General features: G+C 66.5%; 18 protein-coding genes. 10 read left to right on the top strand and 8 right to left on the bottom strand.

Going from position 1 to position 17,770, the window contains the following annotated elements; translation table 11 throughout:
- Positions 1-23 precede the first annotated feature (23 nt).
- The 6 genes from OG595_RS23580 to OG595_RS23555 all read right to left on the bottom strand — a co-directional run bounded on the left by OG595_RS23580 (position 24) and on the right by OG595_RS23555 (position 6,209).
- Positions 24-809 carry a hypothetical protein gene (locus OG595_RS23580; RefSeq protein ID WP_046703858.1) on the bottom strand — a complete coding sequence of 262 codons (786 nt, stop codon included), beginning with the start codon at positions 807-809 and terminating at the stop codon, positions 24-26.
- A 7-nt stretch (positions 810-816) separates the two neighbouring features.
- The gene (locus tag OG595_RS23575) at positions 817-1,722 is read right to left on the bottom strand and encodes a radical SAM protein (RefSeq protein ID WP_329275138.1); all 906 of its coding nucleotides are present in this window, start codon (positions 1,720-1,722) and stop codon (positions 817-819) included.
- A complete protein-coding gene (locus tag OG595_RS23570; protein ID WP_318325461.1) occupies positions 1,719-3,020 on the bottom strand; it encodes a radical SAM protein in 1,302 nt (433 codons plus the stop codon). Before OG595_RS23570 ends, OG595_RS23575 begins: the two co-directional genes overlap by 4 nt.
- Positions 3,021-3,025: 5 nt before the next feature.
- Complete coding sequence (locus OG595_RS23565; RefSeq protein WP_046707975.1) at positions 3,026-3,382, bottom strand: hypothetical protein; 357 nt, start codon at positions 3,380-3,382, stop codon at positions 3,026-3,028.
- A 480-nt stretch (positions 3,383-3,862) separates the two neighbouring features.
- Positions 3,863-4,360 (bottom strand): helix-turn-helix domain-containing protein, encoded by a 498-nt coding sequence (locus OG595_RS23560; protein ID WP_078935618.1) that lies wholly within the window; start codon positions 4,358-4,360, stop codon positions 3,863-3,865.
- Positions 4,361-5,006: 646 nt separating this feature from the next.
- A complete protein-coding gene (locus tag OG595_RS23555) occupies positions 5,007-6,209 on the bottom strand; it encodes a helix-turn-helix domain-containing protein (protein WP_173531636.1) in 1,203 nt (400 codons plus the stop codon).
- Positions 6,210-6,381: 172 nt separating this feature from the next.
- Between OG595_RS23555 and OG595_RS23550 the strand changes: the two genes are divergently transcribed.
- Complete coding sequence (locus OG595_RS23550) at positions 6,382-7,047, top strand: YdcF family protein (RefSeq protein ID WP_046707973.1); 666 nt, start codon at positions 6,382-6,384, stop codon at positions 7,045-7,047.
- A gap of 37 nt (positions 7,048-7,084) precedes the next feature.
- Here OG595_RS23550 and OG595_RS23545 read toward each other — a convergent pair whose 3' ends face one another.
- Complete coding sequence (locus OG595_RS23545; protein ID WP_244901725.1) at positions 7,085-7,858, bottom strand: phosphotransferase family protein; 774 nt, start codon at positions 7,856-7,858, stop codon at positions 7,085-7,087.
- A gap of 98 nt (positions 7,859-7,956) precedes the next feature.
- Positions 7,957-9,393, bottom strand: coding sequence for a helix-turn-helix domain-containing protein (locus OG595_RS23540; RefSeq protein WP_329275131.1), 1,437 nt, complete (start codon positions 9,391-9,393; stop codon positions 7,957-7,959).
- 1,016 nt (positions 9,394-10,409) lie between these two features.
- Between OG595_RS23540 and OG595_RS23535 the strand changes: the two genes are divergently transcribed.
- The 9 genes from OG595_RS23535 (at position 10,410) to OG595_RS23495 (ending at position 17,760) form a co-directional block, all read left to right on the top strand.
- Positions 10,410-10,604: a hypothetical protein gene (locus OG595_RS23535; protein ID WP_046707970.1), complete on the top strand. Its 195-nt coding sequence runs from the start codon at positions 10,410-10,412 to the stop codon at positions 10,602-10,604.
- A 154-nt stretch (positions 10,605-10,758) separates the two neighbouring features.
- Positions 10,759-12,063, top strand: coding sequence for an ATP-binding protein (locus OG595_RS23530; RefSeq protein WP_329275128.1), 1,305 nt, complete (start codon positions 10,759-10,761; stop codon positions 12,061-12,063).
- The gene (locus OG595_RS23525; protein WP_046707969.1) at positions 12,060-12,479 is read left to right on the top strand and encodes a roadblock/LC7 domain-containing protein; all 420 of its coding nucleotides are present in this window, start codon (positions 12,060-12,062) and stop codon (positions 12,477-12,479) included. The genes OG595_RS23530 and OG595_RS23525 overlap by 4 nt, the downstream gene beginning before the upstream one ends.
- Complete coding sequence (locus tag OG595_RS23520; protein ID WP_046707968.1) at positions 12,476-12,817, top strand: DUF742 domain-containing protein; 342 nt, start codon at positions 12,476-12,478, stop codon at positions 12,815-12,817. The genes OG595_RS23525 and OG595_RS23520 overlap by 4 nt, the downstream gene beginning before the upstream one ends.
- Positions 12,795-13,397 carry a GTP-binding protein gene (locus OG595_RS23515; protein WP_046707967.1) on the top strand — a complete coding sequence of 201 codons (603 nt, stop codon included), beginning with the start codon at positions 12,795-12,797 and terminating at the stop codon, positions 13,395-13,397. Before OG595_RS23520 ends, OG595_RS23515 begins: the two co-directional genes overlap by 23 nt.
- A 2-nt stretch (positions 13,398-13,399) precedes the next feature.
- Positions 13,400-14,629, top strand: coding sequence for a cytochrome P450 (locus tag OG595_RS23510; protein WP_046707980.1), 1,230 nt, complete (start codon positions 13,400-13,402; stop codon positions 14,627-14,629).
- A gap of 12 nt (positions 14,630-14,641) precedes the next feature.
- Positions 14,642-15,886, top strand: coding sequence for a cytochrome P450 family protein (locus tag OG595_RS23505; RefSeq protein ID WP_046707966.1), 1,245 nt, complete (start codon positions 14,642-14,644; stop codon positions 15,884-15,886).
- Between the two features lie 189 nt (positions 15,887-16,075).
- On the top strand, positions 16,076-16,960 hold the full coding sequence (locus OG595_RS23500; RefSeq protein ID WP_244901724.1) for a phosphotransferase enzyme family protein: 885 nt from the start codon (positions 16,076-16,078) through the stop codon (positions 16,958-16,960).
- The gene (locus OG595_RS23495) at positions 16,957-17,760 is read left to right on the top strand and encodes a class I SAM-dependent methyltransferase (protein WP_046707979.1); all 804 of its coding nucleotides are present in this window, start codon (positions 16,957-16,959) and stop codon (positions 17,758-17,760) included. The genes OG595_RS23500 and OG595_RS23495 overlap by 4 nt, the downstream gene beginning before the upstream one ends.
- Positions 17,761-17,770 lie beyond the last annotated feature (10 nt).

Here is a 17,770-nt window from a genome sequence, read left to right as displayed (position 1 = left end):
AGGGTGCAGCGGCCCCGGCCCGGTCAGTAGCGGACGTTACGCAGATCGAGCTTCCACGCCTCGTCGGGGTGCTGGTCCCAGTAGGCGCGGAGTGCCAATTCACGGTCCGCGAAGCGGCCTTGGTGACACAGGCCGCCGTGAGAGAGGGTCACGCTCATCGCGAGCGGGGACTCGGTGGCCACCCAGTGCGGGGTCAGAGCGTGGCTCCACAGCCGGTCACCGGGCCCCATCCGTACGGACTCGCGGTCGGCCGGGTCGTGTTCGGGCGGTTCCTCTGCGGTGGTCTCGCCCACCACAGCGGCCTCGGCCGTGAGGTGCTGGTCGGGGTCCCTGTAGCTGTGGAAGGTCTTCGTGCCCTCGACCTGCCACACGAGCCCGTGCGAGTTGTCGTTGTGGTACGTCGACGAGGCACCGCCCGTGGAGATGAACAGCAGCGGCGCGCACCGTTGCCACGTGAACCCCCAGCTCGACAACTGGGTACGCCAGGGGACCATGACCTGCTCCTGGAATCCGCTGAGGAGTCCGTCGTAGAAGCGGGTGAGGTTGAAGTGGACGAGGCGGAACGTCCAGGTGGCCACTTCTTCGACCGGGGCTGTGCGGAAGGCCGAGGTACGTTCCATGCGTACGGACCAGTCCTCGTCTCCGAGGATAGTGAAGCGCACTTCCTCGTCCTGTCGGACGGCGTCGAGGACGTCAAGGGCGGGCGGGAAGCTGAAGCCGGTGGCGGTGAGGGTGTCGCTGACACGCTTGTTGGGAGGGGTCCGCCACCGTTCGATGAACTCTTCGGGTGTGGTGACTGGGGTCGTCATCGTCCACTCACGGGGTGTCGTCGGCGCGGCAGATGGCCGCGCACTCTGGGGTGGTCCGGTCCTGCGGTTCGGTGCGGAGAAAGCGACTGATCTCCGCGCGAGGCGCGCGCACGCTCACCCCCGTTTTGCCGTACGGGCAGCGGCGGATCTCGCCGCTTGCAGACACGTACAGCGTCGCGGACGCGCAGAAGGGTCGTCGCCACGGGTACAACTGCATGGCTCGCAGGGCGGTGAGGTGCTCCTGGAACCGCGGAGTGAGCCGAAAGTAGCGGCCGAGGAGATCGGCGTCCTCCCTCTGCTGGGCAAGGTAGCCGTAGAAGGTGGAGCCGGCCCGCTGTAGTGCCGTGTCGTCGAGCGCCACCGGGCTGAGCTGGATCTGGACTCCTGACTTGTCGACGCGCTCGTAGATGTCCTGGCACTCCTGGGCTGTGAGCTTCCAGTACGTGAGGTGGAGAACTCTCTCTGCCGTGTGGACCTGATCGAGCGTCGCGATCGCCGACGCCACGGAGCGGGTGGTGCGACCGAGTTCCATGGCACCGGCCGAGTCGGCGGACACGGTGACGTTCGCGAGCAGGCGCGCACTGTCGGCCAACCGGTCGACATCCTCGGGGTCTCGGGCCGAGGTGACGATCGACACGGGAATCCCGAACTGGTGGGCGAGCCGTACGAGCTGGCGGAGTTGGGGGTGGTGGGTGGGTTCGCCGCCGGTCAGGCAGATCGCTTCGACACCCGTCTCCTTCAGTCGGGAGAGGGCCCGGGTGTAGGTGGGGATGTCGAGGAAGCCGTGGGCCCGGTCTGCTCGGAAGCAGAATCCGCAGGCGATCTTGCAGTGGCCGGCGGTGCTGATGAGAGCGGAGCGGAACCGCTGCCGGGCTGGGGAGAACGAGCGCTCGGGGCGGGTGACAGTGTTCACTGCACCCCCGTGCTGTCCCATACGGCGATCTCCACGGTGCTCTTGTAGAAGTCGCACATCTGCGGGTCCGGCCGGTCTCCGCGAATCAGGAGCTGTTCGTTGCGCGAGGGGCCCCCGCAGATCGCCAGAGCCGGGCACTGGCCACATTCAGGGATGGGGGCGACGTTCTTGGCGATGCCGCCCAGCAGGTTCGGGTCCGCACGCAGTTCGTCGAGGGTGTGCAGGAAGGAGGGTGCGGTGAAGTTGATGTCGCAGAGGCTGACTCGGTTGCCGGGCAGCAGGGCAACGTTCAGGGTCCGGTCGCTCTGAATGTGGTCGAAGAGCATGGGGCGGCGCCGGTCGAGGGCCTGGAATGCCCGGTCGAGGACGGAGAACATCATCCCGCCCCGCCCGAGAGCGACGAGGCGTGCTTGGTACAGCTCCCTGGCCAGATCCTTGCCCTTGACCGTCCAGCGTCCGCTGGTGGGTATCGGGGTGTTGGCGTAGATGAACTTCAACCCGAGATCGTCGATGATCCAGGTGACGGTTTCGGCCAGGCGGCCGATGTTCGCGGGTGTGGGGGTGAGGTTGCAGCCCACGTGGATGCCGCCTGCGTCGAGGAGTCGGCGGACGTTGCGCCGAATCCGGTCGTCGGCCGGTTGCCCGCCCAGGAGCCGCCGATGTTCGGCGTTGATGGCGGGCGGTCCGTCGATCGAGATCCCGACGCCGTACTCGTACCGGGCGAAGTGCTCGATCATGGCGTCGGTGATGCGGGCCCCGTTGGTGACGACTGTTCGGCGGACCCGTTTGACGTTGTACCGCGCGGCGAGAGAGTCCGCGAGGGTGTCCCCGTGCTGCATCAGGTCGAACCGGGTCGTCGGTTCGCCGCCGAACCACTGGATGGCTACCTCGTCGCGACCGGCGTTCGTCTCGAAGAGGTAGGTCAGGCCGTCGGCGATTTCCTGCTCGGTCATGTCCGGACTACCGGTGTTGGTCTCGACGAAGCAGTAGCTGCACTTCATGTTGCAGGCGTCGGTGAGGACGACACGTAAGCCGCTGATCCGTACAGGGACGGGATTCAGGTCGAGTTGGTGGAGCCGGTTATGGAGTGCTTCACGCTGATCAGCGCGAGGGCTGTCAGGTGTGAAGCCGAGCTCGGCGAGAGCTTTGTGGGTCGCGGTCGGGGGAACCGCGGAGAGGTCAGTGACCTCCCCGCGGTTGAGGTACACACTGTCCAGCGTGACCGGGTCGAGGAGGGCGCCCTCGCCATCCCGGACGTACTGGATGTACTTCCCCCACAGGAGCTGTGAGGTGACCACCTGTGTTACGCGGCTTCCTCTTCGAGGATGCCGCGCTCGGCCATGACCTTGCGGACGAGCTCCTCGCCGGCGGCCTGCAGCTGTGCTGAGGCCTCCGGCGAGCCGCCGTCGGCGAGGACGATCACGCCGGGGAGGGTCGGGTTCGGGGCGATGACCGTGATGCCGGCGGGCTCGGTGCTGACCACCAGGATGGCGTTCTCGACCGGGACCCAGTCCGCCTGGTCCTTCACCGCTTCCAGGATCTCGGCCTGCTTGGCCTGGAAGGCGTCACGCTCGCCCATCCAGACTCCGGCCTTCTGCTTGGAATCGACGACGTCGGCGTAGAGCAGGTGATCGTTCTTGTTTCGTCGTGGTGTCGGCATGGCACTCATCTCCTGTCGCTGGCGCGGCGTATTTCGGATCTGATGTCGTGCTGTGCAGGCCTGGAGTTCGGGCCCCTCATGAGGGTGCTCCGGATTCACGGGGCGAGCACATCTCGGGGGTGATATCACGGAGGTGATATTCGCGGGATCACGTGAGTACGCTAAGTTGTAATCCGTCGACTGCTGACACACACTGGCCCGCACGTCGATCTAATCGTCCGGGGCACCTGACCACGTCCCCATACGGGTCTTGCAAGGTATCGATGCCTGACTCGGCGAGCCGTAAAACAGTGCGATCTGACCGGCTGGATTATCAGCTATCTTCGTCGATCTCGTTTGAATCCTCGGATGCCTGGCGCAATAGCCAACCGCTCGAGTCTTCCGACGGTTCTGGCCACGGAAGTGGCCAAAAGGCCCTCCTTCCCTTCTACGCGAACAGCACCCTCTCGATGTCGTTGGAGTGGTCTACCGGGCCGAGCGTCACGCCGGCCATCCCCCCTTCTTCCCTGTGAGTGACGGGCCGCACGGTCGGCCTTCCGCTGTCGGCGGTTGGAGCATGGGGCCGGTGAGTTCCGCCGGAGTGTTGAGTCCCGCAAGCAGTTCGACGATCTTGTCGATGTTGGTAAGTCTTCGTACTCCTGACTCCAGCATGGACAGGAAGGCCTGGCTCAGACCCGTGAGCTCCGCCATATCACTCTGGCGTAGTGAGCTTCCGATTCGCACAAGGTGGCACACTCGGCCAAAGTCACGGGCCCAGAGAGCTTCCCGGACGTCCGCTCGCTGCCAAACCTCTGGCTCCACCTGGGGCGGTGGCGAAGAGGTAGCTGGTACATGTCGCGAACAAGCGCTGCAGAACGGCTCATTGTTGTATCGACTCAGGGGGCGTCGACACCATCGACACTGGCGTCCATGCCGTTCAGTGGCATCCGTCTCGGACAAGGACGAAGGGCTTCCTTCCCGAATCTCCGTCTCAACCATCGTTGCGCCTGCGAGTGTCGGGGTCCTGCGGGTTTCCTCGCCTACTGCTAAGGCGAGCGGAAAGCGATGGCGGGCATCAGTCGACATCGGGGGCACCGGTCTGCGGCGGGAAGCAGATCTCTGCCCACGCCGATGCGCCAAGCCCGATAGGGTCGTTCATTTTCCACCGGTCGGCCAATGCGTCTACGAGCCTCAGCCGGGTATTTCTATCCGGCTCCGAGGAACCTACCGTCAACTGGAGGAATTCGTGGACTGTGTCAGACACCTCGATGCGCAGGCCAATTCCGACTCGCAGATACCGAGTCTCGATCTCTGCGCCTGGCCGCGCATTACCGTGGCGTACTGCGTCGGTTAAGAGCTCCGAGAGAACGAGGACAGCTGGGTCTTTAATACTTGAGAGGCCCCAACCGTCCAGCGCCTTACGGAGTTCACGACGCGCAAGGCCGACGCAGCGCGGATGGCGACTCCAGCGGAGCACCACCGCGCTTCTGCTCTTGGGGCCGACGCCATCATCCGGCTGGTAGGTCACAGGCACTGCGATGCCTCCCCGTACAAGTGGCTTGGTCGCAACGACCGTAGAAGCCGACGGGGAGGCGGACCCGGAGGATTTCTCCGGGTCCGCCAACGAACCTCTCTACAACAAGCGCTACTTGATGGCGCCGAGCCGCATGGCCAGGTCCTGAACATCCTGACGACGGGATCGTTTGTGGAGCCGACGAGCTAGGTCCCGCGCGAACTCATGTGCCTTGATCTGTTCGGGAGCGGTTCGGTAGGCGCGCTTGAGGTGGTCTATCGCCTCATCCGTCCGCCCGGCCTCAGCATAGGCACGGGCAACATCCAGTCGCGCCCGCCCACGTCGTTCTACCGGCAGTCCTGCCGCTCTGACTCTCGGGGCTACGTCCACGGCCAGTTGGACGTCCTCGAATTCCAGGGCGAGCGCCAGCCGGTGGATCTCTACGTTGCCGGGGCCGAAGGAGGTCCACATCGCGTTGGAGTCGCCGCCGAGCAGGTTCGCTGCCTCGTGGGCCTTACCCATCATGTGGTCTGCCAGCGCCCGGTTCCGCATGCGGGCCGCTGCGACGGCTCCGTTGAGGAAGAGGGTCCCGTACAGGGAAAGAGAAGCCGGCGTGGAGCGCCACCAACCGGGTTCGAGATCGTCCGCCGCGTCAAGGGTGACGTTCACTGCCTCCGCTGCCATGCCGGCGCCGAGTTGAACATGCGCGACACCTCGGCGCAACGCCAGCATCGTGGCGGGGTCTTCGGACTCCGCAGCCGCCATGTCGCCCTGGTCTACAGCGGTCCAGGCCAAGTTGGTCTCACCCAATTTTCGGAGAAGTACCGCTGCCACGTGGCAGGTCAGTGCGAACAACCGGAGTGCTTCGGCGTGTTCGGCGCCGGCCGTGCGCTCCTGTGTTGCCAGCCGGGCGTCCGCGAGTAGCCCGGGCAGGCACTCTCCAAGGCGCGCGAACCGGCAATCCTGAAAGAGCCGCCAGGCTTCGTCGACTGCGAAGGAGAGGCGTTCGAGGCGCACGGTTTCGCGGCCGTCGTACAGCGAGCCCGCCAGCCGCCGCGACTGCATGAGTGCGGTGCGAATCGCCGGGATGCTGGCCGCGTGACGACCGTGGTCGTCCAAGAGCGTCGGCGTTCCCTGAAGGTCCTCAACGTGCACTCGCAGTGCGTGTGCCAGGTCCGCGAGCATCTTCACGTTGTTCACCGGTAGGCGTTCGGACTCGACCCGGTACACCCAGTCCTCGGAGCGTCCCAGAAGTTCGCCGAGCTGCCGCTGGCTCAGACCTCGGCGTTTCCGGTAGAACCGGACTCGCTTGCCGAACGGAAGATGGTCGGTCATTCCTCGCATTGGCCTGCTCCCCTCAGCCTGCTCGATTGAGTTTCACACGGCGTGAGTGTGCGGGAACAGGCGAACCGTCATCTGAGGGTGCCTGTGATCTGGAACGTAGGCTGACCCCAGCGGAGGCAACGGCGGGGAGTAGGTCCTCGGCGAAGACGGAGGGCGAGAGCAAGTGATCTCAACGCAGGCATGGGCGGATGCTCGGCGGCTGTGGGACTTCCAGCAGATGGGTCACGAGCTGCGCCCTTGCTCCGTGGCGATCGGACTCGGCAGCCATGACCTGGGAGTAGCCGACACCACCGCGGACCTCTACCACCGCAGCATGGCGCCCCTCATCGTCTTCACCGGAGCGACCAGCCGGACGACGCGTGAGCGGATGCCCCGAGGCGAGGCCGAACACTATCGGGACCGTGCCATGGCGCTAGGGGTTCCTGAGAGCGCCATCATCGTCGAGCCGAAGGCCCGGAACACGGGCCAGAACATCCGCTTCTCCCGCGCTCTGCTCGAAGAGCAGCGTGTTCCCGTATCGTCGGTCCTGCTGGTCAGCAAGCCGTACGAGGAGCGACGGGCGTACGCGACGGCGCGAAAGCTCTGGCCGGATGTCGAGTGGGTGAGCGCCTCCACGCCCATGGAGCTCTCCGAGTACGTCGATTCGATCCAGGACGCCCGGCTGGTCATCGACATGCTGGTGGGGGCCCAGCAGCGGCTCATGGTGTACCCACGGCAAGGGTTCATGATCGAGCAGGAGATTCCCGACGATGTGGCGGCGGCTTTCGAACGGTTGCGTCGCGACGGCTTCACGAGCCGACTCGTACCGGAAGAGGCCGAACGGGCCTGAGCTTCGGTCCACCCCGTCCGGTCCGGTCTGCGCTCTTTCAGGCGGCGCCCCATTGAGCTTGGGCATCCATGTTTCTGAGCGTCTCAATACGATACGACAACTGCTGGGTAGCAGCAGTGTCTCCTTGATCCGCACGCCGAATGAAGGACCCGAGGGTGTGAAGGTCTCGGATTCCACAGAGAACCGATTGACCAGACCACTGCCGGATGTCGTAGCCGTACCGCTCGCTGAAATCATCCAGTTGTCCGACGCTTCGCCCGAAGCGGACTCCTTGGAACGTATTAGCCAAGTCGATCTCTCGCGGGCCGAATGCCGCCTCGTCCCAGTCTCCGAGCCTGACGTCCTCGCCGTCCCAGAGCGTGTTGCCCGGATATGCGTCGCCGTGAATGTGCCCGTGCCCCAAGGGGAATTCCAGCTGTTCGTATGCGTGGAGAAGTTCCTGCCTGCGCTCCATGAGCCACGCCCGTTCGTTCGGCGCTAGGTAGGTACTGGCCTCCACGGCGGTCTTGAGTGAGGCAAGCGGTTGGTGTTGCGGCAGTGACACCGGCGGGGATGGTAGGGAATGCAGAGTTCTCAGCAGATCGCCCAACCGTCCGGGCGAAGGTGCGCCGTGTTCAGGTTGCGGGTAGTGCCGCCAGAACGTGACGACATATGGGTCGTATGCCACCGGCTGGGGTACATCCACTGGCTCTGTCGCCGGGAAGTCGTTCGCGACGAGCCAACGCGTGAGGGAGACAGCGGTCGCCAAGCGCTGCTGCTGCGAGGCGGGACTGACGCGCACCACAACGCCTTCCGCAGCAAGAAGGAACACGGAAGTGGCGTGGTGGTGAAGCGGGACAAGGGAGCGGTCTGTCAGACCTGACGCCTGGCAGGCCTTACTGGCGGCGGACTCGGGAGAGGCCGTCATTGTCATGAGGTGAGGGCCTTCGCTCTCGTGTCGATCACCTGATAGCCGCGAGTGGCATCGGCGAGCTCGCGGGCAACCTGGCTTCGGGCGAACCGTGGTTCTTCAAGAAGCGTAGCCACTCCCTGCACGGCGTCGCCAAGCTGTCGGATACGGCGGTCGACCGGCAGCTCCAGTATGGGCTGGAGTTGCTCGCCGGCGCCCTCGATCTCTCCTGCGGCGATGCGCGCTGTGACGATGTCGAGGCGCGCCAGCGCCTCGTCGCCGTACGACCGCTGCTCCTTCGGGCCCATCTCGTACAGATCGATCGCGGCGGCGGCGTGCTGCTCGGCCCTCCCGTGTTCGCCGAGGAGGGCGTACGTTCCGCCGATGTAGTACTCCTGCTTGGCTTCCGGGAAAGTGAGCAGGCCTCCGAATCTGGTGAGCCCGTTGGGGTCTGTTCGCTGTTCGCGGGCCTGCTCAAGTTCCTTGAGCGCTGCCAGGGCCGTGTTCCGGTCTCCGACGCGTGCCGCAGCCCTGGCCCCGATCGCCGCGGTTCTGACCCGGGTCTCGCCGACGGGGGCGAACCGGATCGCCTGTTGTGTGTACTTGAAGGCTGCGTGCCGGTGAGTTGACCACTCCGCGATCAGTGCGGCTGTGCCCTTGACCCATGCCCGGAGATCGTCGTGGTCGGCATGCTCGGCGAGGGTCCCGGCCGTCTGAAGTTGGGCGACAGCGGAGTCCTGGTCCCCGAGATTCTGTGACGCGTGAGCAAGGAGCAGGCAACTCGTGCCGGCGAGGAGGTACAGCTCCCTGGTTTGGCCGGGGGGTTGGTGGCCGCTCAGCAGCGCGAAGAGCTGATCTCTCGTCGACAGCAGGTCTTGGAAGAGCGAGTACAGGGGAGCGTGGACGTAGTCCGTCGCGATCCGGGTGATCCTGGATTCCAGCCCCTCAAGCTCGATGTCGCTCACGTTGCTCCTCGTGACCGCTTCCGCGAACCGCAGCGACTGGGCCGCGGCTTGTGTCGCGAGCTCATAGAGGTCCACTGCCTGCTCGCCGGTCGCGACCTGGAGATCAACGGCGGATGGTCCTGGGTGCGGCAACGGCCGTGGCGTGAGGGCTGCGTGATGCTCACGGAACGGTGGGGGGAGCAAGGCGTCCGGTGTTTCCATGCCGTTGAGGAACCTCGCGACCTTGTCGAGGCTCGTCAGTCGGCGGGTTCCTGCTTCGAGCATGGAAAGGAAACCCTGGCTGAGCCCCGTCATGCGGGCCATGTCGTCCTGGCGAAGCTTCGCCCGCTCGCGGATGAGGCGGCTCGCGCGCCCGAAGTCCCATGCCGCGATGGCGGAGTGGACTTCCGGATGCTGCCAGACGGTGTCTGGAACCCGGCGTTGAAGGCGGGTGTCGAGAAACCTGACGCGCGCGCACGTAGCACACCGGTCTTCGTCGTTGTACTGGCTCAAGCGGCATCCGCAGTCAGCGCATACGCGAGGGTTTCTTGGCATCGCACCCCCGTTTCTCGTCTGCGCCCGACAGCGTAGGCGGGGGTACGCGCGTGCCGGTATCACTCATGTAATACGGGCAGTTGAGACATACTTCTGGGCCGCCGCCGTCAGGCGCGGCCGAGGGTTGTTGTGACGATCGCGTCCAGGAGCCGTGGGACGTCTTCGAGGCTGTCAAGGACAACGCCGGCTCCCACTGTGGAGAGTCCGTTGGCGGTGGTCTTTCAGCGGCTCTTTCGAGCGCGGCCTAACGCTCGCCGAGCGCATGCGGTTCCTGGTCTTCCTGGAACCGGCATCACCTCAGTGATATCACCCTCGGAATGTGCGTAATCGCCTTTCGGTAAACAGTCTTGGGGATCAGCCAACGTCCTTGTGACAGCAGTTGCTTGGTCAAGCGGCTCAGTCAGTGTGTCCGGACGCACAGGAGATCCCGGTGATTGCCTCGCAAGGCCGAGTTGAAGCCGTCCCTGATCCGCCCGCTGCCCATCGGCCGGTCGCACCTGTGGTGCCGCTGGACGGCCGGCAGCGGTTGCAACGCCACTCCTCCTCACCGGAGTTGGCATTGCCGTTCGCGCAGACAGAACTGCCCTGGAGGATCCAGCTCGCGTCACACCCGCTGCCGCGACTCGGGCCCGTCGATGTCGTGCAGGCGGGACTACTCGTCGGCTTGCGTGCGGTCGAGGGTGCCCGAAGCCGGGGGCTCCCTGTGGGGCCGGTGCTCTGCTGCCACGCGCACTCGCGTATCCACATCCCGGTCGAAGCGGACACGGCATACCGGTGGCACGCTCCACAGACGGTGTGCCGTGCGGGGCGCCTGTGGGAATGCGCCCTCGACAGACAGGTCGCCGGGTACTCGCGCTGCTCGACGGTATGGCTGCTTCCCCCTGACGGACATCCAGAAGGCACCGACAGCGCCGCGCTCCGTCACTGGCTCGCCCTGACACGGTCGGCTGGCGTGCGCAAAAGGGAGCCTCTGCATGGCGGTTAGCGTCTCGGCCGTCGTCCTCTTGGCGATCATCACGTTCCTGCTCATCAAGAAGGGCGGGCTGAAAGCCGGGCACGCAGTGGTCTGCACCCTCCTCGGCTTCTACCTCGCCAGTTCCTCGATCGCGCCAACGATCTCAGAGGCCACAACGAGCCTGGCGCGCATGATCGGCGGGATCAAGTTCTAGGCCCCAGCCGATGACCTGGGCGACATGAGCGGGCCTCCTTGGGCTCCATCGAACTGTCGCCAGCCCGGCGGTCCATCAACTTGCCGGTCCTGTTGCCCTGTCGCAGTCCACTTCGACCCCAGTGAGAGATCCGATGAGACACGAAACAGCCGTCGTGGCATCCGTTGGTCTGGCCGCGGTGCTCGTTGTCGCGCTCGGGCTGGCCGCATACTTCGCATGGCTCTCCGCCAAGCACCGTGCCCAGGCCGTGCATTGGCAAGAGACCGCCGTTGCCCAGGACACGGCCCTGGTCGCGCTGCTTTCGCAGGGCCTCGAAGCGGTCGTGGGCTCGCTCCAGCGGCCACAGTCGGCCTCGGCAGAGTTCGTGGTACCGGCCTGTCTCGCCGGTTCCGGCTTCGTGGAGAACCTCCGGGTGCTCGGCGAGCGGTATGTCGCCGACCTGCACCAAGTGCGAGGAGTGACGGCGGCTTCGACACGTCAGCAAGTCGAAGCCGAGGCGCGCGAGTCGGCGAAGGCAGCCGTCAAGGCGTTCGCCACCGCGATGGTGAGCACTGGCATCAACGTGAGCAGCGAGGTGGCCCAGGCGCTCCGGCGACATCACGGCAGTGCCGTCTTCGCGACGCTGACCAAGATCGATCACGGCGTCCAGCAGATGCTCCACCAGGCACAGTCGTACGTCGTGCTCGCTGGAGGGCTCCTCGGGCAGCGGTGGCCCGCCAGCACACTCACGGACGTCGTCGGGGCGGCCCAGGGAGCGATTCCCGACTACGCACGGGTCCACCCGTACGCGTCTGAGCGGGCAGTGATCGCCCGCATGGTCGGGCCGGTGAAGCTCATCCTGAGCCACCTCCTCGACAACGCCGCACGCTATTCGCCGCCTCAGACTCACGTGGAGGTGAACGCCCAGCACGGCCACCACGGAATCACTCTCCTCATCGACGACGCCGGCAAGCGCATGAGCGAGGAGGAACTGAAGCGCGCGCGGCGCATCCTGGACGGCCGCCAGGAAGTCGACATCCTCACCCTGGAGGCGCACCCGAGGGTCGGCTTCCCGGTGATCGCGCTCCTTGCCCGCCGGTACGGCATGAAGGTGGTGCTCACGGACTCCAACCGCTACGGCGGGATGTGCGCCTCGGTCTTCCTGCCCGAGGCCCTTCTCACCACCGCTGCGGCTGAGCTCGAACCGGCTCCGCGACCCGCCCGCGTCGCGGCGCCTGCGCCTTCTTCCCCCGCCCTGACGGAGAACGGACTGCCGACGCGCACGTCTCGCCAACCGGTGCATGCGCAGCAACAGGCTTCTGCCGGGCGTCGCACGAGTACCGAACCGGCCCGGCCCGCGGTCATCGGCGCCTGGCAGCAGGCAAACAGACAGGCTCGCGGCACGGCCGCACCCCCGCAGGATCGCGCCGGGGACACCGACGTACACCCCGACCAGCAAGAAAGGCCCCTCGACTCATGACGACGCAGGTGAACAGGCTCGGCTGGATGCTCGGGGACCTCACGAGCATGCCGGATGTCAGCTACGCCGTCCTTCTGGCCACGGACGGTCTCGCCCTGGGCTACTCGGAATCGGTGGACCGTGACACGGCAGACAAGGTCGCCGCGTCCACCAGCGGCTTTCACTCCATCGGCGTCGCGTTGGCCCCGTACACCGGTGGCAAGAAGAACGGCCTGCGCCAGGTCGTCGCCGAGTTCGACGAGGGACTCCTGTTCGTCAAGACGGTCGGCCACAACGCGTTGTTGGCGGTCTCGACGACCGAGGCGGTGGACGCCGAAATCCTCACCTACCGGATGAACGGACTGACCGAGCGCCTCGGTGCGGAACTGTCCAGCCCGGCACGGGACAAGGGTGACGAAGGCGGCGCTCGGCCATGAGCGCTCTGCGGCGCGATCCCGACATGGTCCGAGCGTATGTCCGGACACGAGGGCACTCGTCACCGTCCCGCGACGGCCTGACCCTGACGACTCTGGTTCGCGCCGCAGACCGCCCGCTCCACGGCCTCGACGTCGAAGCCCGGCGGATCCTGCGGATCTGCAACGGGCCGATCGTGATCGCCGAGATCGCCTCGCTCCTCGATCTGCCCCCCACCGTCGCTCTCATCGTCGTCTCCGGACTTCTCGACACCGGCCACCTCAACACCCCGGCACCGGCCGACCAGCCGGACATCAGCGTTATTGAGGAAGTACTCAATGGACTCCGTGCTCTCGTCTGAGCACCAATACCTCCCAACCACCGTGACCCGGTCAGCGAAGATCCTGATCGCCGGCCACTTCGGGGCAGGCAAGACGACGCTGGTGGGCAGCGTGTCGGAGATCAAACCGCTGAGGACCGAGGAGCCGATCACAGAAGCCAGCACCGGCATCGACGACCTCGCCGGCCTGCCCAGCAAGACGGAGACGACGGTCGCCTTCGACTTCGGCCGCCGCACCCTCAGCCCCCATCTGGCCCTCTACCTGTTCGGCACCCCCGGACAGAACCGGTTCACCCCCTTCTGGGAGCACCTCTTCCACGGGGCGCTGGGCGCGCTGGTCCTCGTCGACACCCGTCGGCTCCAGGACTCCGACGCGGTTCTCGCGCTCTTCGAAGAACGCGGCCTGCCGTTCGGAGTCGCCGTCAACGAATGGGACGGCGCTCAACGGTTCGACCTCGACGAGGTCCGCCGGGCCCTGGCCCTCGACGACGACGTGGTGGTCACGTCCTGCGACGCCCGCGACGAAATGTCCTCCATCCACGCGCTGATCGCGTTCGTCGAATACCTCCACCGATCCAGCCGACTGGAGCACCTGTCGTGACCATGCCGCCACCATCATCGCAAGCCGGCCACCGCGCTCACGCCGGTCGGACGCGGTTCGCGATGTACGCGCCGGAGTTCGCAGCTGATCCCTCCCGCTTCTACACGCAGATGCGGGAGCAACACGGAACACTGGCCCCGGTCTACCTGGACCCCGACGTGCCCGCCACGCTGGTGATCGGCTACCAGACCGCCGTCCGCATCCTTCACGACCCCGTACGGTTCCCCGCCGACCCGCGGGTCTGGCAACAAGGCGTCCCCGCGCACTGCCCGGTCCTGCCGATGCTGGAGCACCGCCCCAACGCGCTGCGCAACTCCGGTCCCGCTCACGCTCGTTACCGTGCCGCGAACACGTCCGCCCTCGACCATGTCCGCCAGCACGAACTGCAGGCCATGGTGGAACAGATCGCCATTCCCCTGATCAACGAGATGTGCGAGGTGGGCCATGCGGACCTGCTGACGCAGTACGCACAGCCTCTGGCCTTCCAGGTCCTCAACGCGATCCTCGGCTGCCCACCGGAGATCGGCCAGCGCGTAGCCCTCGGGATGGCCGCGATCTTCGAAGGCGTAAACGCCGAGGCCGGCAACGCCATGCTCACCGAGGCTCTCAGCGAACTTGTCGACCTCAAGCGCCGCCACCCGGGCATGGATGTCACCACCGGCCTGTTGAGCCACCCGACGCAGCTGAACGAGCTGGAGCTGATACACCAGCTGGTCACCCTCTACGGCGCCGGCATCGAGCCCGAGCAGAACGTCATCGCGAACACCCTTCTGCTGATCGTCAGCGACGAGCGGTACTCCGGCGACGTGCTCCGGGGGAGCCTCAGCGTCCGCGACGCTCTCGACGAGCTGCTCTTCGTGGACCCTCCGCTGGCCAACTTCTGCGTGTCGTATCCACCACGTCCGGTCGAGATCGACGGCGTCGTCCTACCCGCCCACCAGCCGGTCGTCATCAGCATGGCCGCCTGCAACAACGACCCCGCGGTCATCTCCGACCAGCGGGCCGGCAACCGCTCCCACCTGACGTGGAGCGCCGGGCCCCACGGCTGCCCCGCCCAGCCCCTGGCCTACCTCATCGCCCAGGTGGCCATCGAGCAGATCCTCGACGCCCTCCCCGAAATGGAACTCGCCGTCCCCGCCGACCACCTCACCTACCGCCCCGGCCCGTTCCACCGCTCCCTGACCGGCCTGCCGGTCCGCTTCCCCCCGTCGCCGCGCCTCACTCTGACCTAGGGAGAACCCGACATGGACCGCACCCTGCCCCTCGTCCTCGACCCCACCGGCCGTGCGCGCGCGGCCGAAGAAGACGCCCTCCACGCCGCCGGTCCCGCCACGCTCGTGGACATCCTCGGCGTGACCGCCTGGTCGGTCAGCGACCCGGCCATCCTCAAAGGCCTTCTGAACGACGCCCGGGTGTCCAAGGACGCCAGCAGGCACTGGCCGGCGTTCATCAGCGGCGAGATCACCGAGAAGTGGCCGCTGGCCCTGTGGGTCGGCGTGGACAACATGTTCACCGCCTACGGAGACAACCACCGGCGGCTGAGGCGTCTCGTCAGCAAGGCGTTCACCGCCCGACGTACCGCAGAGATGGTGCCGCGCATCGAACAGATCACCGCCCGCCTCATCGACCGGATAGCCCGGACCCAGCCCGGCGAGGTCGTCGAACTGCGCGAGGCCCTCGCCTTCCCCCTGCCGATCCAGGTCATCGGCGATCTCATGGGTCTGACCCAGGACGTGTGGCCCCGCTTCCGGACCGTGGTCGACGGAGTCTTCGACACCACCCTCACCAGCGAGGAGGCCCGCGCCAACACCATGGCCCTGTACGGCATCCTCACCGAACTGGTCGCATCGAAGCGGGCCACCCCCGGCGAGGACATCACGTCGACGCTCATCGACGTACGCGACGAAGAGGGCGATGGCTCCGTTCTCACGGAGCAGGAACTCCTGGACACGCTGCTCCTGATCATCAGCGCCGGCTACGAGACGACCGTCAACCTGCTCGATCAAGCCGTCACCGCGCTGCTCACCCGCCCCGACCAGCTCGCTCACGTCCGGGCGGGGCGCGCGTCCTGGGACGACGTGATCGAGGAGTCCCTCCGCTACGCCGCCCCCATCAGCCACATGCCGCTTCGATACGCCGTCGAGGACATCCCCCTCCCGGACGGGATCGTGATCAGCCAGGGCGAGGCGATCCTCGCCTCGTACGGCGCCGCCGGTCGCCATCCGAACCTGCACGGCGCCACCGCGGGAGCCTTCGACGTCATGCGGGACGACAAACAGCATCTCGCTTTCGGACACGGCGCTCACTTCTGCCTCGGCGCTCCCCTGGCCCGCGCCGAAGCGCGAGCCGCGCTGCCCGCCCTCTTCAACCGCTTCCCGGACATGGCCCTCGCCGTGCCGCCCGAGGAGCTTGAGCCGGTGGCGAGCCTCCTCGTCAACGGGCACCGCACGGTGCCCGTGCGGCTGCAGCCCATGCGCCGACCCGGCTGAGCCGGGGATACGGGCGCGTACAGGGTCGGCTCTATCGAGTGGGAAACGCCCAGTTCAGCGCCCGTTGTCAGTGCCTTTTGGCAGGCTACGCACCCACACGTGAATACCTAGAGAATCCATCCAGTCACATGCTGTGCGCGCAGTGACTGGATGGCCCGGAGAACGAAAGGGGGCACCGAGGTGACGAACATGCCCGGCGCACTCCACGAACTGGTGGCGTCGGTAACCGACACGTACACCGTGGTTGCTGAGCACCCCCGCCCCGGCACCATCAGGCCGTCCCTCTGGGAAGTCCACGCGTCCGGGGGCCGGCGGTGGTTTGCCAAGCAGCACGTGGGCCCCAAGCTGCACCGGCGTGAGGTCGATGCATACCGGAAGTGGACGGTCTCCCTCGGCGAGGGCCGGACGCCCGACCTGGTCGCCGCCAAGGCCGCCTCCCACACCGTCCTGGTCACCGCTGTGCCCGGACACAGCCTCGACTCGCTCCGACTGCCGGCCGAGCAGAAGCGCAAGGCCTACGAGCAGGCAGGTGAGCTCCTCGCTCGCCATCACGCGGCGGCCGGCGACGAGCCCACCGCGGACACGACCGAGGGCGAGTGGGAAGAGACGGTGTCGAAGGTCCTGGTGCCTGCCACCGCGTACGTGCCCAAGCACGAACTCTCAACGGTACGAGCCCTCCTGAGCGAGCCGCCCCCACGGCTGCCCCAGGTCGCCGGGCACGGCGACTACATGCCGAAGAACTGGATGTGGGACGAGTCCGAGCAACTGCTGAGGGTCATCGACTTCGAACGCGCCGAGCTCCAGCCCGCGCCACGCCGGGATCTCAGCCGCCTGCGCTACCGGATCCTGCACCACAACCCGGACCTGAACGCCGCGTTCCACCACGGGTACGGCCGCACCCTCACCGAGGAGGAAGCGGCGGCATGCCGGGCGTACGGGGCCCTGGACGCTGTCGACTCCCTGGCCTGGGGCATCCAGCATCACGACGTCGGTCTGGTCGACGAAGCCCACACCATGCTGGAGAACCTGCGCCTGGAGACCGGCAAGAGCGTGTGGAGCGGGTGGCGCGCGTGAATACCTTCGCCGGACTCTCCGCCTATTACCGACGCTTCCGCCCAGGCATCCCCGTCGCCCTCGCGGCCCTTCTCGACCAGGCCGCGCCAACAGACAGCCCACGGCGCCTTCTGGACATCGGCACCGGCCCGGGACTCGTTGTTCACGCGCTCTTGCCGTACTTCGACGATCTTTTCGTGGTCGATGCCGAGCCGGGGATGCTCACGGAGGCCGAAGCTATGCTCCGTCCCACGCTCGACACCGCCCACCGGCTGCAACTCCGTCACGCGCTCGCGGAGGACTTCCTGCCACCGGAGGGATGGCGACCGCATCTCGTCACCTGCGGCCGTGTCTTCCACTGGCTGAACCAGCCGCGCTTCCTCGACCGGCTCAGTGAGTACGTGGCCCCCGAGGGGGTGGTCGCGGTCTTCAGCGACCGGAGTCTGTGGACCGCCGACAGCCCGTGGCAGCAGGCCGCCCGCGAGGTCGTCCAGCACTTCCTCGGTGGGCAACGGAGAGCAGGCGACTGCGCCTTCAGCACGCCTGGGCCGCCGTACGAGGAGGTACTCCGTGCTTCCGCCTTCTCACACGTCACCTCCACGGTCGTTCCCGTCCACCGCCATTGGAAGATCTCGCAGGTCCTGGGCTACCTGTACTCAACATCGTTCGCGGCCCCGCATCTGTTCGGCGACCGCCGCGACGACTTCGAGCTGGCCGTTGCCAACGTCCTCACACCCTTCGCCGACAGAGGAGTGCTCACGGAGGACAACGCGTTCACCGTCCTCACGGCACGTCGTCCCTCGACACACGAAGGCCTGTGATCCCTATGGA

The sequence above is a fragment of the Streptomyces sp. NBC_01451 genome (assembly GCF_036227485.1).
Classification (GTDB): Bacteria; Actinomycetota; Actinomycetes; order Streptomycetales; family Streptomycetaceae; genus Streptomyces.
Note: the sequence above shows the minus strand (reverse complement) of the source record. Positions and strands in the feature narration are given on the sequence as shown.